Origin of the sequence: Kribbella sp. NPDC026611, assembly GCF_040638345.1 — a bacterium.
In the GTDB taxonomy this organism is placed as follows: Bacteria; Actinomycetota; Actinomycetes; order Propionibacteriales; family Kribbellaceae; genus Kribbella.
Genome location: NZ_JBEZYC010000005.1, coordinates 186,285 through 198,836 on the forward strand (window position 1 = coordinate 186,285; position 12,552 = coordinate 198,836).

15 protein-coding genes are annotated in these 12,552 nt (G+C 69.3%); 11 read left to right on the top strand and 4 right to left on the bottom strand.

The annotated features are described in order from the left end of the window. Position 1: 1 nt before the first annotated feature. The 4 genes from AB0E69_RS22505 (at position 2) to AB0E69_RS22520 (ending at position 2,618) form a co-directional block, all read left to right on the top strand. Positions 2–520 carry a 3-hydroxyanthranilate 3,4-dioxygenase gene (locus AB0E69_RS22505; RefSeq protein ID WP_360149110.1) on the top strand — a complete coding sequence of 173 codons (519 nt, stop codon included), beginning with the start codon at positions 2–4 and terminating at the stop codon, positions 518–520. Next, the gene (locus AB0E69_RS22510) at positions 520–1,515 is read left to right on the top strand and encodes an amidohydrolase family protein (protein ID WP_360149113.1); all 996 of its coding nucleotides are present in this window, start codon (positions 520–522) and stop codon (positions 1,513–1,515) included. Before AB0E69_RS22505 ends, AB0E69_RS22510 begins: the two co-directional genes overlap by 1 nt. Next, a complete protein-coding gene (locus AB0E69_RS22515) occupies positions 1,512–2,234 on the top strand; it encodes an alpha/beta hydrolase (protein ID WP_360149116.1) in 723 nt (240 codons plus the stop codon). Before AB0E69_RS22510 ends, AB0E69_RS22515 begins: the two co-directional genes overlap by 4 nt. Positions 2,235–2,324: 90 nt before the next feature. Then, positions 2,325–2,618 carry a hypothetical protein gene (locus AB0E69_RS22520; protein WP_360149119.1) on the top strand — a complete coding sequence of 98 codons (294 nt, stop codon included), beginning with the start codon at positions 2,325–2,327 and terminating at the stop codon, positions 2,616–2,618. Positions 2,619–2,654: 36 nt separating this feature from the next. Here the strand turns inward: AB0E69_RS22520 and AB0E69_RS22525 are convergent, their stop codons facing one another. The 3 genes from AB0E69_RS22525 to AB0E69_RS22535 all read right to left on the bottom strand — a co-directional run bounded on the left by AB0E69_RS22525 (position 2,655) and on the right by AB0E69_RS22535 (position 5,419). Then, positions 2,655–3,674, bottom strand: coding sequence for a Fic family protein (locus AB0E69_RS22525; RefSeq protein WP_360149122.1), 1,020 nt, complete (start codon positions 3,672–3,674; stop codon positions 2,655–2,657). Between the two features lie 125 nt (positions 3,675–3,799). Then, complete coding sequence (locus AB0E69_RS22530) at positions 3,800–4,489, bottom strand: O-methyltransferase (RefSeq protein WP_360149125.1); 690 nt, start codon at positions 4,487–4,489, stop codon at positions 3,800–3,802. Between the two features lie 147 nt (positions 4,490–4,636). Next, on the bottom strand, positions 4,637–5,419 hold the full coding sequence (locus AB0E69_RS22535) for a DeoR/GlpR family DNA-binding transcription regulator (RefSeq protein ID WP_134108530.1): 783 nt from the start codon (positions 5,417–5,419) through the stop codon (positions 4,637–4,639). A 112-nt stretch (positions 5,420–5,531) separates the two neighbouring features. On the opposite strand from AB0E69_RS22535, the gene AB0E69_RS22540 reads away from it, so the two are divergent. Beyond that, complete coding sequence (locus tag AB0E69_RS22540; protein WP_360149129.1) at positions 5,532–6,413, top strand: SIS domain-containing protein; 882 nt, start codon at positions 5,532–5,534, stop codon at positions 6,411–6,413. On the opposite strand, the gene AB0E69_RS22545 is transcribed toward AB0E69_RS22540, so the two are convergent. After that, on the bottom strand, positions 6,400–7,560 hold the full coding sequence (locus AB0E69_RS22545) for an MFS transporter (protein WP_360149132.1): 1,161 nt from the start codon (positions 7,558–7,560) through the stop codon (positions 6,400–6,402). The genes AB0E69_RS22540 and AB0E69_RS22545 overlap by 14 nt on opposite strands. Before the next feature lie 70 nt (positions 7,561–7,630). On the opposite strand from AB0E69_RS22545, the gene AB0E69_RS22550 reads away from it, so the two are divergent. The 6 genes from AB0E69_RS22550 (at position 7,631) to AB0E69_RS22575 (ending at position 12,490) form a co-directional block, all read left to right on the top strand. Continuing rightward, on the top strand, positions 7,631–8,161 hold the full coding sequence (locus AB0E69_RS22550; RefSeq protein ID WP_360149135.1) for a CGNR zinc finger domain-containing protein: 531 nt from the start codon (positions 7,631–7,633) through the stop codon (positions 8,159–8,161). Between the two features lie 24 nt (positions 8,162–8,185). After that, entirely contained in the window at positions 8,186–8,407 is a 222-nt protein-coding gene (locus AB0E69_RS22555) for a biotin/lipoyl-binding carrier protein (RefSeq protein WP_360149138.1), read from the top strand. A 177-nt stretch (positions 8,408–8,584) separates the two neighbouring features. Beyond that, entirely contained in the window at positions 8,585–9,241 is a 657-nt protein-coding gene (gene sigE / locus AB0E69_RS22560; RefSeq protein ID WP_360149141.1) for an RNA polymerase sigma factor SigE, read from the top strand. Further along, positions 9,238–9,855: a zf-HC2 domain-containing protein gene (locus AB0E69_RS22565; protein WP_360149144.1), complete on the top strand. Its 618-nt coding sequence runs from the start codon at positions 9,238–9,240 to the stop codon at positions 9,853–9,855. The genes sigE and AB0E69_RS22565 overlap by 4 nt, the downstream gene beginning before the upstream one ends. 3 nt (positions 9,856–9,858) lie before the next feature. After that, positions 9,859–10,911 carry a sigma-E factor regulatory protein RseB domain-containing protein gene (locus AB0E69_RS22570; protein WP_360149147.1) on the top strand — a complete coding sequence of 351 codons (1,053 nt, stop codon included), beginning with the start codon at positions 9,859–9,861 and terminating at the stop codon, positions 10,909–10,911. A gap of 79 nt (positions 10,912–10,990) precedes the next feature. Further along, positions 10,991–12,490 carry a trypsin-like peptidase domain-containing protein gene (locus tag AB0E69_RS22575; protein WP_360149150.1) on the top strand — a complete coding sequence of 500 codons (1,500 nt, stop codon included), beginning with the start codon at positions 10,991–10,993 and terminating at the stop codon, positions 12,488–12,490. Positions 12,491–12,552: the final 62 nt, after the last annotated feature.

The following is a 12,552-nucleotide window of genomic DNA, read 5'->3' on the forward strand; positions in this document are numbered from 1 at the left end:
GATGGTCAACCTGGAGTCGACGAACTTTCCGGAGTGGATCGAGAGCAACAAGCACCTGCTGAAGCCACCGGTCGGCAACAAGCAGATGTTCCCGACCGGGGACGACTTCATCACGATGGTGGTCGGCGGGCCGAACCAGCGGACCGACTTCCACGTCGACCCGTACGAGGAGTTCTTCTACCAGATCAAGGGCACGATGCACGTCGACGTGATGACGGAGGACGGCCCGGCCCGGGTGGACATCAACGAGGGCGAGATGTGGGTGCTGCCGCGCAGTATGCCGCACTCGCCGCAGCGCGACGCGGACTCCATCGGGCTGGTGATCGAGCGGGTCCGGGAGCCGGGGACGCTGGAGAAGTTCCGCTGGTACTGCGCCAACTGCAACGGGATCGTGCACGAGGTCGAGCTGCAGGTGACCGACATCGTCGCCGACCTGCCACCGGTCTTCAACGCGTTCTACTCCAGCGAAGAGGCGCGGACCTGTCCTGAGTGCGGCACACTGCACCCAGGCAAGGCCTGATGGCTGTTGACGTCCACACCCACCTGGTCCCGAAGGGCTGGCCGGATCTCTCGGTAGCGTGCGGCGGGGACGAGTGGCCGTGGTTGCGGATCGACTCCGAGCGGGCCGCGATGATCATGGTCGGGTCCACCGAGTTCCGCCCGATCGGCCCGCAGGCCTGGGATCCCGCCGTCCGGCGCGACGATATGGATGCCGATGGCATCGATCTCCAGGTGGTGTCGCCGACGCCGGTGTTCTTCGGGTACGAGCGTCCCGCGCGGCAGGCGGCCAAGCTCGCGGAGATCTTCAACGACCTGACGCTGCAGACGTTGGCCGGGGACGAACGGTTCGTGCCGTTCTGTCAGGTGCCGCTGCAGGACCCGGACCTCGCCTGTGCCGAGCTGGACCGGGCCCGCGCGGCCGGGCACGTCGGGGTCGAGATCGGCAACCACGTCGGCGACAAGGATCTCGACGACGCCGGGATCGTTGCCTTCCTCAAGCATTGTGCGGAGACCGGGACGCCGGTGCTGGTGCACCCGTGGGACATGCCGGGCGGACCGCGGCTGGACCGGTGGATGGCGCGCTGGCTGACCGGGATGCCGGCCGAGACACACCTGTCGCTGCTGGCGATGATCCTCGGCGGTTCCTTCGACGCGCTGCCGGCGTCGCTGCGGATCTGCTTCGCGCACGGCGGCGGGAGTTTCGCGTTCTGGCTGGGCCGGCTGGAGAACGCCTGGTACCGGCGCGGCGACCTCGTGCGTGGTTGCTCGGAGCATCCACCGTCGTACTACCTGGACCGGTTCGTGGTCGACACGGTCGTGTTTGAATCAGCGCCTTTACGGCTACTTGTCGATACCTTGGGGGAAGACCGCGTTCTGGTCGGCAGTGACTATCCCTATCCACTGGGTGAGCGGCCGGTCGGGGAGGTGGTACGGAAGGCCGGTTTCCTGACCGCGGACCAGCAGCACAAACTGCTGGCAGCGAACGCCCTGCGCTACCTCGGGAGGCCGGAATGAGCGAGGACCGATCGGTGCTGTCGCGGGACGCCCGCGAGCCCGACGAGGAGCTGCGGTACGGCGACCACGCGGACCAGGTGATCGACTACTGGCACGCGAAGGAGTACCGGCCGCTGATCGTCTTCGTGCACGGCGGCTTCTGGCGACCGGAGTACGACCGGAAGCACGCACGGCCGCTCGGTGAGGGGCTGGCGGACCTGGGCTGGCCTGTCGTTTCCCTGGAGTACCGGCGCGAGCCCGGCAACCCCGACGTGACCACGTCGGATGTCCGCACGGCTCTGGACGCCCTGCCTGACTTGGTAGACGTCCACGCCGGCTACGTCCTGCTGGGTCACTCCGCCGGAGGCCAACTGGCCCTGTGGGCCGCCTCCACCCTCAACCCGGTCCGCCTGCGCGCAGTAGTCGCCCTGGCGCCCGTGGCCGACCTCCTGATGGCCGATCGCCTAGGCCTGGACGAGGGCGCAGTACAGGCCTTCATCGGCAGCGGAGTACGCAACGACCTCGACCCGGTCCACCTACCGCCGTCGATAGCCCCCGTCTCCCTCATCCACGGCGTCAACGACACCGTGGTCCCGCTGCGGGTGACCGAGTCCTACTTCACCGCCCACCCCACCGCCCACTTCCACCGCGTAGAAAACTGCGGCCACTACGAACTCATCGACCCCCTCTCGGAACCCTGGCACGACGTCACGGCCGAGCTGACCCGTCTCACCGGGTGAACCCATCCGCGTTTCCACGCCACTCGAAGAGCTGGCCCGGTCCGCGAGGCCTCGCCATTCTGGTGCAGACCAATACTTCGAGGAGGCGTTGTGCGCACAGTGCATGCAGGTCTGGCTGCGGTGGTCCTGACGACAGCCGCGATGGCGACGATTCCGGCGGCCGCGACGACATCGGCAGTGCCCTGTGTAGTGATCCCGGACGTCGCATGGGTCCGCGTCGCCGGCGGCCAGGGCTGGTCCGGCCTGAACAAGGGCGACACGTTCTACGTCTCCGGCCCCAGCGTCCCCGGCTGGCTGTACGGCTCCTACCTCAACCCCGGCGGCGGATCCCTCTACGAAATGCGCGAAGTCGACCTCGACTGCCCGACGACTTCGCCTGGCTAGACCATTCGAACGATCACTCGTCGCGCCCGCTGAGTCTCAGATCTGGTCCGGAAGGCGTACCCAGACGGCGCCGCGGCCTGTCCCGGACGATTTGACTCGGCCCTCGCTCTTCAGTTGTTCGAGGACCAGCCGGATCGTCGGGTCGCTGACGCCTGGCAGGGCTTGCCGGACTTGAGAAAGCTTGAAGACCAGTTCGGCATGGTTGAGGACGTAGTCGCGCACGCGATCCTGCTTGGTGCCGCTCGAGCGATCGGCCGCAGCGCGGTCGGCGAATCTGCGGTACGCCGCGGCCAGCGTGGTCACGAAGTACGAGAGCCACGGCCAGGGGTCTGCTGAGTCCTCGTGCCAGTTGTGCGTCGAGCGGAGCAGCGCCTCGTAGTACTCGTCGGCGGTCTCCGCGACGAGCTGCTCCAAGGACACCCAGCGGCACACCTCGTATCCGGCCTCGACCAGCAGAGCGTTGGTGAGAACTCGACCGACCCGGCCGTTGCCGTCGGCGAATGGGTGGATGACGAGCAGGTCCAGGACCATCAGACCGACCAGGAGAACGGGGTGATGCCTGCCGTCCTGCTGTGCTGCTCGATAGCGGTCGAGGAGGTCGCGGAGACAGGATTCTGTTCTCGCGGCTGGGACGGGTGTGAACCGTACGGTTGTAGTGCCGTCCGGCGAACGGTCGACGACGAGGTTGTCGTCTGTCTTCAGCTGACCACCGGGGTACGCCGTCTCGGACCAGAGCAGCCTGTGCAGGTGCAGCACCAGCCCCAGGTTCAGCGGGTGCCAATCCTCCTGAAACAGGTAGTCCAAGGCTTTCCTGTAGCCCGCCAGTTCTTGCTCGCTCCGGTTGCGGAGGGGGCCCGCCTTGTCGTCGATGATGCGCTCGGCTCGCTGCGCGTCAGGGACAACGACACCCTCGATCGCCGACGAAGCCGTGATGCTCTGGACTCGCGCCCGGTTCGCCAGTTCGGTCAGCAGGCCAGGAAGTTGGTGCCGGTACAGCGCCTCGCTGCCTCGGCCCGTGTCGATCGAGCGGAGTGCCATCACCACTTCTGCAGGCACTCGACCGATGAGACGGTCGAGGTCGGCGAATGAACGCATCCAAGCCCCTAAGGAAGCCATAAACACTATAATTTCTCTACAGCTTAGTATGTTTATGGGGTTCTTTATCTGCTTCTTCTCCTTCTTCAGGAGAGGCGTTTGGCGGCGGCCAGGAGGCCGTGGGAGGTGGGGAGGAGGGCTGAGACGAGGTCGTCGTTGTCGCGGACGGCTCGGATCAGTTCTCGGAGGGCGGTGGTGTCGGGGTCGCGGTGGGCGGGGTCGGCGACGCGGCCGGCGGTGAGGATGCCGGCGAAGGCGACCAGGCCGCCGGGGCGGAGCAGGCGGAGGGCCTCGTGCAGGTACGCCGTGTTCTCGCGCCGGTCGGCGTCGCAGAAGACCAGGTCGTAGTGGCCGTCGGTGAGCCGGGTGACCACGTCCAGCCCGGCGCCCGCGATCAGGCGGAACCGGTTCGACGGGACGCCGGCGTCGAGGAACGTCTTGCGGGCCAGCCGCTGGTTCTCGGCGTCGATGTCGACGGTCGTCAGGGTCCCGTCGGTGCGCATCCCGCGCAGCAGCGCCAGCCCGGAGACGCCGGTCCCGGTGCCGATCTCGACCACGGCCTTGGCGCCGACCCCGGCCGCGAGCAGGCTCAGCGCGGCGGACGCACCCGGTCCGATCGGGGCGATCCCGCTCTCCTGGGCGCTCGACCGCGCACCGGTGACGACTTCGTCCTCACCGATGTAGTCCTCGGCGTACGCCCAGGACGTCGGGTCGATCCCGGTGGCGATGATGCCCTCCCAGCGGTCGGCGAACTGTTCTGCGGCTGCGGTACCCATGCTGAGTCAAACCCTAGCGGTAGGAAGTCCGCATTCCGTGGCGCACGCGCAGGGGTTGCGCACTCTTGCTCATAACTCGCACTCTAGAGTCAGATATGATCGACATGTGCGGTCAGAGCTCACCTGGTGAGGAGGTGCGGAGTGCGATCAGGCACGGATGACGTCGATACCGGCTTCCTTGAAGACCGTGAGCTGGCTCTCGTCGGCCTGGGCGTCGGTGACCAGGGTGTCGATCTCGCTCAGCTCGCAGATCCGGGCGAAGGCGCGCTGGCCGAGCTTGGACGAGTCGGCCACCACGACCACCTTGGCGGCCCGGCTGACGATCAGCTGGTTGATGTTCGCCTCGCCCTCGTGATGGGCGGTGGCGCCGGTCTCGTCGATCCCGTCCACACCGATGAACGCGATGTCCAGCGACAGGTCGGACAGGATCCGGTGCGACAGCGGCCCGATCATCTCGTAGGACTGCGGCCGCGCCACGCCACCGGTGAGCACCATCTTCACGTGCGGCCGGACGATCAGCTCGTTCGCGATGTTGAGCGCGTTGGTGACCAGCGTGAAGGCGGGCTCGCCGTGCTCGGCGGACAGCTCCGGCCGGGTCGCCAGCGTGCGCGCCACCTCGGAGATCGTGGTGCCGCCGTTCATCCCGATCACCATCCCGCGCCGGACCAGCGTGGCGGCGGCCTGCGCGATCCGCTGCTTCTCGGACGCGAAACGCGCAGTCTTGTAGCGCAGCGGCAGGTCGTACGACACGGCGTTGGCGACGGCGCCGCCCCGGGTCCGGGTGAGGAGCTGCTGCTTGCCGAGGTGGTCGAGGTCGCGCCGGATGGTCGCCGCGGACACGTGCAACTGCTCGGCGAGCTCGTCGACGTCGATGGCACCCTTCTCGGCGAGCGACTCGAGCAAGGTGTTCAGGCGTTCATAACGCTTCACCCGGGGCTCCTCCTTCACACAATCGGTCAGCCGGTGGGCGGCTGGCTGGCACCATTCGATCACGTTCGAGCAGTTTCGACCATGACATGCCCAGACCAAGCGCGGAGACGACATGACCCAGACCCCATTCGTGAGCACTGAGATCGCCACTCAGCCGGCCCTGTGGCGGCAGGTTTCGGACGGTTTCGCGCAGTACGGCGGTGCACTGCCCAAGGCCGGTCAGCGGGTCGCCGCGGTCGGGTGCGGGACCTCCTGGTTCATGGCGATGGCGTACGCCGCCCTCCGCGAGGACCTGGGCCAGGGCGAGACCGACGCGTTCGCCGGATCCGAGTTCCCGGCCGGCCGTGCGTACGACGCGGTCGTCGTGATCAGCCGCTCCGGTACGACGACCGAAGTACTCGACCTGATCCGCGCGACCGACCTGCCGACCGTGGCGATCACCGCGACCGCGGACTCGCCGATCGTCGAGCTGGCCGATCAGACCATCCTGCTCGACTTCGCCGATGAGCAGTCCGTTGTTCAGACGCGATTCGCAACCACCACGCTTGCGCTGCTGCGCGCCTCGCTCGGCCAGGACCTCACCCAGGCCGCCGCCGACGCCGAGACCGCTCTGACCATCGACGTGGACGACCTGGCCAAGCTGGAGCAGGTCACGTACGTCGGCACCCGTTGGACCGTCGGACTGGCCCACGAGGCCGGTTTGAAGCAGCGGGAGGCAGCAGCGGCCTGGACCGAGGCCTACCCGGCCATGGACTACCGCCACGGCCCGATCGCGATCGCACAGCCCGGCCGTGGCGTCTGGATCTTCGGTGAGCCGCCCGCGGGCCTGCTGGACGACGTCGCCGCCACTGGCGCGACCGTGGTGCACCACCCGGATCTGGACCCGATGGCGTCGCTCGTCGTGGCTCAGCGCGTCGCCGTCGCCAAGTCCCTGGCGCTCGGCCTGAACCCGGACCAGCCGCGCAGCCTGAGCCGCTCGGTCATCCTCGACTGAAGCTGAGGCCAGAGAGCCCACCGGCAGCTGCTGCGGCGACCAGCCCGAGCCCTACGGCCACCAAAGCGGCCTGGGTACCGATCGCCGGCACCAGGACGCCGGCCGTCGCCTGACCCACCGCAGAGCTGCCGACGCGCAGGCTGGCCGCCGTCGTACTGACGCGGCCCTGCAGCGCGACCGGGCTGTACTGCTGACGCGCAGCGAACATCGCCGGCAGCGCAGGCCCTTCGGCGAGGCCCGCGACGACCGCGAGCACCAGGAGTACGGCGAACGTCGGCGCGAGCGACCAGGTGCTCAGAACAAGGCCGTACGCGGCGACAGCCAGCATCACCACATGCTCCGGGCGCATGCGGGCCTGCAGCCGGGCGAGGAGCAAGGCCGTGGTGATGCTGCCGACCTCGACGGCGGTCCACAGGTAGCCGGCCGCGGACTTCGGCAGACCGAGCTCCGGCATGTGCAGCGGGAGCGCGATCAGCAGGATGCCCGTGAAGGCCATCAGCAGGGTGGTCGTGACCGTCGAAACGCGCAGCCGCGGTGTGCGCGCGAGGTGGGCCAGACCACCGATCACCGAGCGCAGGAACGGCTGACCGTCACCACCTACCGGCGGGAGCGCCGGTAGGCGACTGATCGCGACCATGCTCAGCGCCGCGGCCACCACGATCACGACCACGGCTGCGTCGACCGACGCGACCGCGGTGATCGTCGCTGCGGTCGATGGCCCGGCGATCGTGGCGGCACTGAAGCTCACCGACTCGAACGAGTTCGCCCGGGCCAGCCGCTCCGGGCGGAACAGGCTCGGCAGCATGCTGGTGAACCCGCCACTGACCAGCGGCAGCGTCGAGCCGGCGACCGCAGCCAGCACCGGCGCCAGCCAGTGTGCGCTGTGCCCGACGACTGCGAGCAAGGCAAGCATGACGATCGCCAGCGTCGCCTGATTGGCCGCGAGGGCGCTCCGGCGATGAGCTGTCCGGTCCAGCCACGCACCGAGCAGCGGACCGGTCACGATGGCCGGCAGCGCGTACGCCGCGCCGGTGATGCCGGCGAGCGCTGGGTTGTCCGTCCGGTCCAGCACTAGGAGCACGAGCGTGAACGCCACCATCTCGTCCGCGAACCGGGCCAGCGTCGCCGCGAAGTAGTAGCTGGGCACGCCAAGCCTCCTGTAACGCGATAACGTCTGTTACGCGTTACGCTATCAGGGGCGTTACGAAGGGAGTCCAGTGGAACTTCAGTCCCCGGACCGGCAGTTGCGGCTCGCGGTCGACCTGGTCAACACCCGGACCCGGGAGCCGGAGAAGCTGATCGCGCCGGCCGACCTGCAGTCGTTCCTGATGGCGCACGGTGAGCCCGAGCCGGTCGCGGTCGGCGAGCGGGACCTGGTCGCTGTCCGCGCGTTTCGTGAGCGCCTGCGCCCGGTCTTCCACGCCGAGCCCGACGAGGCAGCCGGTCTGATCAACGCCTTGCTCGAGGAGTACGCCGTACGTCCGTACCTGTCGAACCATGACGGGACTCCGTGGCACGTGCACGTCGCGAAGCCGGACACGTCCTGGGTGGAGTGGCTCGCGGCCACCACGGCGCTCGGGCTGGCGACGTTCGCCGCCGGTCATGGGTTCGAGGCGCTGGGGGTGTGTGCGGCTGCCGACTGCGACCGCGTCTTCGCCAACGCCGCCGAGCGCCGCCCGCGCCGCTTCTGTACCCCGCGCTGCGCCGGCCGGACCCGGGTGGCGTCGTACCGAGCCCGGCAGAGCTGAGCCAGGTGAGTCTAGGATCGGGGCGTGAGTCACACCGTGATGGCCGAGCTGGTGGCCAATGTGCTGAAGGTCACCGCCAAGGCCGGTGACGCGGTCCGGCCCGAGTCCACCTTGGTCATCCTGGAGTCGATGAAGATGGAGATTCCGGTGCTCGCCGAGGTGTCCGGGACGGTCGCGGAGCTCAAGGTCGTCGAGGGTGAGGTCGTCCGCGACGGCGACCCGATCGCCGTGATCGACGAGAGCTGACTCAACCGAAATGGCCTCCAGCGCGTCCTCTCTGGTGAAGGCACCGGCCGGGAACTTCCGGCCGGGGCGCCGCGTTGAGCCGTCGTACAGCGAACACACTGAAGACACGGGACTTCCGGATCTCAGGGTCCGGCCCGGGTTCTCCCGACGTGCGCAGAGGACGGTGACCGCGGCACCATGGCCTTCACGCTCATTGCCGAGAAGACCCAGGGAGGCGTTGCGGTGAAGCCGCTCGACACCCCGACCGCGCCCGCGCCTGACGTCCTCCCCTCGTGGGACGAGATCGTCCGCACGCACTCGGCCCGCGTCTACCGGCTCGCCTACCGCCTGACCGGCAACAAGCACGACGCCGAGGACCTGACCCAGGAGGTCTTCGTCCGGGTCTTCCGCTCGCTGTCGTCGTACACCCCCGGCACCTTCGAGGGCTGGCTGTACCGGATCACCACGAACCTGTTCCTCGACGGCGCCCGCCGCAAGCAGCGGATCCGTTTCGACGGGCTGCCCGAGGACGCGCACGACCGGCTCCCGGCCAAGGGCGAGGGCCCGGCCGAGAAGCTGGACTCCGACCTGTTCGACCACGACGTGCAGGATGCGCTCGACGCGCTGCCCGAGGACTTCCGCGCCGCCGTCGTGCTGTGTGACATCGAGGGCATGACGTACGACGAGATCGCCGACGTCCTGGACGTGAAGCTCGGCACGGTCCGCAGCCGGATCCACCGCGGCCGGTCGATGCTGCGCAAGCACCTGGAGCACCGGGCCCCGCGGTCCGGTCAGACCCGCGTGGGCGGGCCGCCGGTCGAGGGCCTGCCGGTTGACGGAGGTGACCTCCGATGACGCTTCAGCACCCGATGGACAAGCTGAGCGCTGTGGTCGACGGTGAGCTCGACCACGACTCCCGCGACAAGGTGCTGGGCCACCTGGTCGGCTGTGACACCTGCCGCGCCGAGGTGGACGCCCAGCGCCGGCTGAAGGCCCGGATGGCCGCGCAGGAGACGCCGGACCCGTCCATGGACCTCATGCAGCGGCTGATGGGCGTGTCGTCGTTCGCCACCGAGCCACGCGAGGAGGTGCGTCCGGTGGTCACACCGGTCCCGCTCTTCCCGCAGCGGTCCGCCTTCCCCGCCAGCCGCACAGGTGGCACCAGGCCAGGCGCACCGCGGACGACCCGGTCCCGCCGGCGCAGCGGCGTGCTGGGCGCAGCCGGCTCGGCCGCAGCGGTCGCTTCCCTGCTCGGTACTGCGTTCGTCCTCGGCGACCCGGCCCGCTCGGAGCAGCCGCCCGCGCTGCAGCCCCCGGTCGCCAGCTTCTCGTCCGACCACGCGACCACGAGCGGGGGAGCCCCCTTCGCCGACCCGGTCGCCCTGCTGAGCTCCTACAACGGCGCTGGGTACGCCGGGCTCGCCCCAACCCTGCAGCCGATGGCAGTGCCGGTAACGTCGGGACGCTGACCGGTGAGCCTCTCCCGGCTCGCCGTACTGGTCAGCACCGCCCTGATCGGGATCGGCCTGCCCATGCCCGCGGTCGCCGTACCGACCGTGCAGCGTGAGGACTCACCGACCGCGGTCAGCTGGTTGCAGAAGGCGGCAGCCGCACCGAACCGGCTGTCGTACCGCGGCACCCAGATCATGACCGCGTGGGGACCGCAGGGCGCCAGCTCGGCCATGTTCGACATCGTGCACGCGGCCTCGCAGGGCTCCGAGATCAGCGTGCTCGGTTCGTCCGCGCCGGGCGCCAAGGCGTTCGTGCAGCGGGCGACGAGCACCGGTGCCGCGATCGACGGCGGACCGCTCGCGTTGCTGCAGGCGACGTACCAGCTGGTCGACAAGTGCTGCACTGACCTGATCGGACGGACCGCAGTGCTCGTGGAGGCGCTGCGGGACGACCAGACGCTCGCTGCACGGTTCTGGATCGACAAGGCGACCGGACTGCTGCTGCAGCGCCAGCTGTTCAGCGTCGACGGCAAGACGATGGTCCGCACGACCGTGTTCACCGAGCTCCAGTTCGAGGAGTCGGAGTTCCTGCCGCACCTGCCCCCGATGCAGCCGAGCGGCGTCGAGCCGATGGGTCTGGGCAAGGTCGACAACCTGCGCTCGCAGGGCTGGGTCTGCGCCCCGGAGCTGCCCGCCTCGCTCAAGCTGTACGACGTCCACCAGGACACCAGCAACGGCTCGTTACAGTTCTCGTACTCCGACGGGCTCTTCAACGTCTCGCTCTTCGAGCAGCGCGGCGCGCTCGACCCGGCCGCCGTCGCCGGCTTCAGCACCACCGACAGCCCGGGTGTCTACGTCCGCTACGGGATGCCGTCGTACGTCGTCTGGTCGTCGGACGGGATCGTCTACACCCTGATCGGGGACCTGCCCCCGGACCCGCTCGGCGACGTCGTCCGGTCGTTCGCGCACGACGTCCCGGCGAAGCTGACCGCCGTCCAGCGGCTGGGTACCGGCCTGGCCAAAATCGCGACGTGGCTCACTCCGATGGGTGCACTCTCACCGAAGCTGGGATAATCGACTCTGGAAGGCTCTTTCCGGCGATCCCGGTGCAGGCCTCCGACTACGACCACGACGACGACGTGAGGCGGGCAGCGTGAAAAACGACGACGCCGAGCCGACAGTTCCGAACCCGGCGACCACGGCTCCGACCGCGCCCCTGCCGACGACGAACGGCCCCTCGCCAACCCCGTCGGCCCCGCCAGCCCCGGCGCCTCCCGGACCGGTCGCTGCGCCGCTCACCGGGCTCACGCCGCCGCCGCTGGACCTGGGCAACCAGCCCCTCCGCACCCCTGGCTCGGACCAGGCGTACCGGCAGAGCAACGGTCAGGCGAACGGGTCACGTTCCACCACGCAGCGCAGCTTCGGCAAGCCGGAGCCTCAGGAGCCGTCCTTCCGGCCGGTCTACCAGGGTCAGGCCTGGCCGACCCAGCAGCCCGCGTACCGCCCGGTGTTCACCCCGCCGCCACCGTCCGACTGGCACCAGCAGCAGGCCCGCTCCTACACCCCGGGCAACCCGAACAAGCTGAACCGCGTGGTCGTCATCGCCGCGCTCGTCGCGCTGGTGATCGGCGTCGTCGCCGGGGCCGGCGCGGCCACGGCCGTGGTCGCGCTCAGCGACCGGAACCCGCCGGTCGCCGCGCAGCCGACGAACCCGGTCGGCACCGGTGCGGACCCGAAGATCCGCAGCGGCTCGGTGTCCGCCGTCGCCTCGACCCTGCTGCCGAGTGTGGTCCAGCTCAAGGTCGAGGGCCAGGACAACTCCGACGCCACCGGCTCCGGGTTCGTCATCGACGACCTCGGCCACATCCTGACCAACAACCACGTGGTCGCGGGCGCAGCCAAGGGCGGCTCGATCCAGGTCATGACCAACGACAACAAGACCGCGACCGCGCGGCTGGTCGGCCGTTCCCCGGCGTACGACCTGGCCGTCGTCCAGGTGGTCGGGCTGGGCGCGCCGTCGGTGCAGTTCGGCCGGTCGGACCTGGCGATCGTCGGGCAGGACGTGGTCGCGATCGGTTCGCCGCTCGGCCTGGCCGGCACGGTCACGTCCGGCATCATCTCGGCGAAGAACCGGCCGGTGACCACGGGTGACAGCGTCGACCAGGCGTCGTACATCAGCGCGCTGCAGACCGACGCCGCGATCAACCCGGGCAACTCGGGCGGTCCGCTGGTCGACATGAACGCCCGGGTGATCGGGGTGAACTCGGCGATCGCGACCGTCCGCGGTGCGGAGGAGGGTCAGAGCGGGAACATCGGGCTCGGGTTCGCGATCCCGATCGACCAGGCCCGGCGGACCGCGCAGCAGCTGATTGCCAACGGCCAGGCGTCGTACCCCGTGATCGGCGCGAGCGTGGACATGCAGTTCGAGGGCGGCGCCCGGGTCAGCTCGGTGAACGCCAAGTCCCCGGCCGCGAAGGCAGGTCTGCGGGTCGGTGACGTGATCACCTCGATCAACAACGAGCCCGTCGACAGCGCCGAGGTGCTGATCGTCGCGATCCGGACGCACCAGCCCGGTGAGGCCGTCCGGCTCACGTACGAGCGCGGTGGACGGGCCCGCGAGATCTCCCTGACGCTCGCCCAGCAGATCGGCTGAACCAGCATGACCGTCGGCGAGATAGGCTGGGCGTCGCCCGCGATGGACAGGGAGGTGGGGAC

Excerpts from the sequence above, each read along its gene's own strand:
- AB0E69_RS22505 (WP_360149110.1), top strand. The coding sequence starts at position 2 with ATGGTCAACCTGGAGTCGACGAACTTTCCGGAGTGGATCGAGAGCAAC.
- AB0E69_RS22510 (WP_360149113.1), top strand. The coding sequence starts at position 520 with ATGGCTGTTGACGTCCACACCCACCTGGTCCCGAAGGGCTGGCCGGAT.
- AB0E69_RS22515 (WP_360149116.1), top strand. The coding sequence starts at position 1,512 with ATGAGCGAGGACCGATCGGTGCTGTCGCGGGACGCCCGCGAGCCCGAC.
- AB0E69_RS22530 (WP_360149125.1), bottom strand. The coding sequence starts at position 4,489 with ATGGGTACCGCAGCCGCAGAACAGTTCGCCGACCGCTGGGAGGGCATC.
- AB0E69_RS22540 (WP_360149129.1), top strand. The coding sequence starts at position 5,532 with ATGACCCAGACCCCATTCGTGAGCACTGAGATCGCCACTCAGCCGGCC.
- sigE (WP_360149141.1), top strand. The coding sequence starts at position 8,585 with ATGGCCTTCACGCTCATTGCCGAGAAGACCCAGGGAGGCGTTGCGGTG.
- AB0E69_RS22565 (WP_360149144.1), top strand. The coding sequence starts at position 9,238 with ATGACGCTTCAGCACCCGATGGACAAGCTGAGCGCTGTGGTCGACGGT.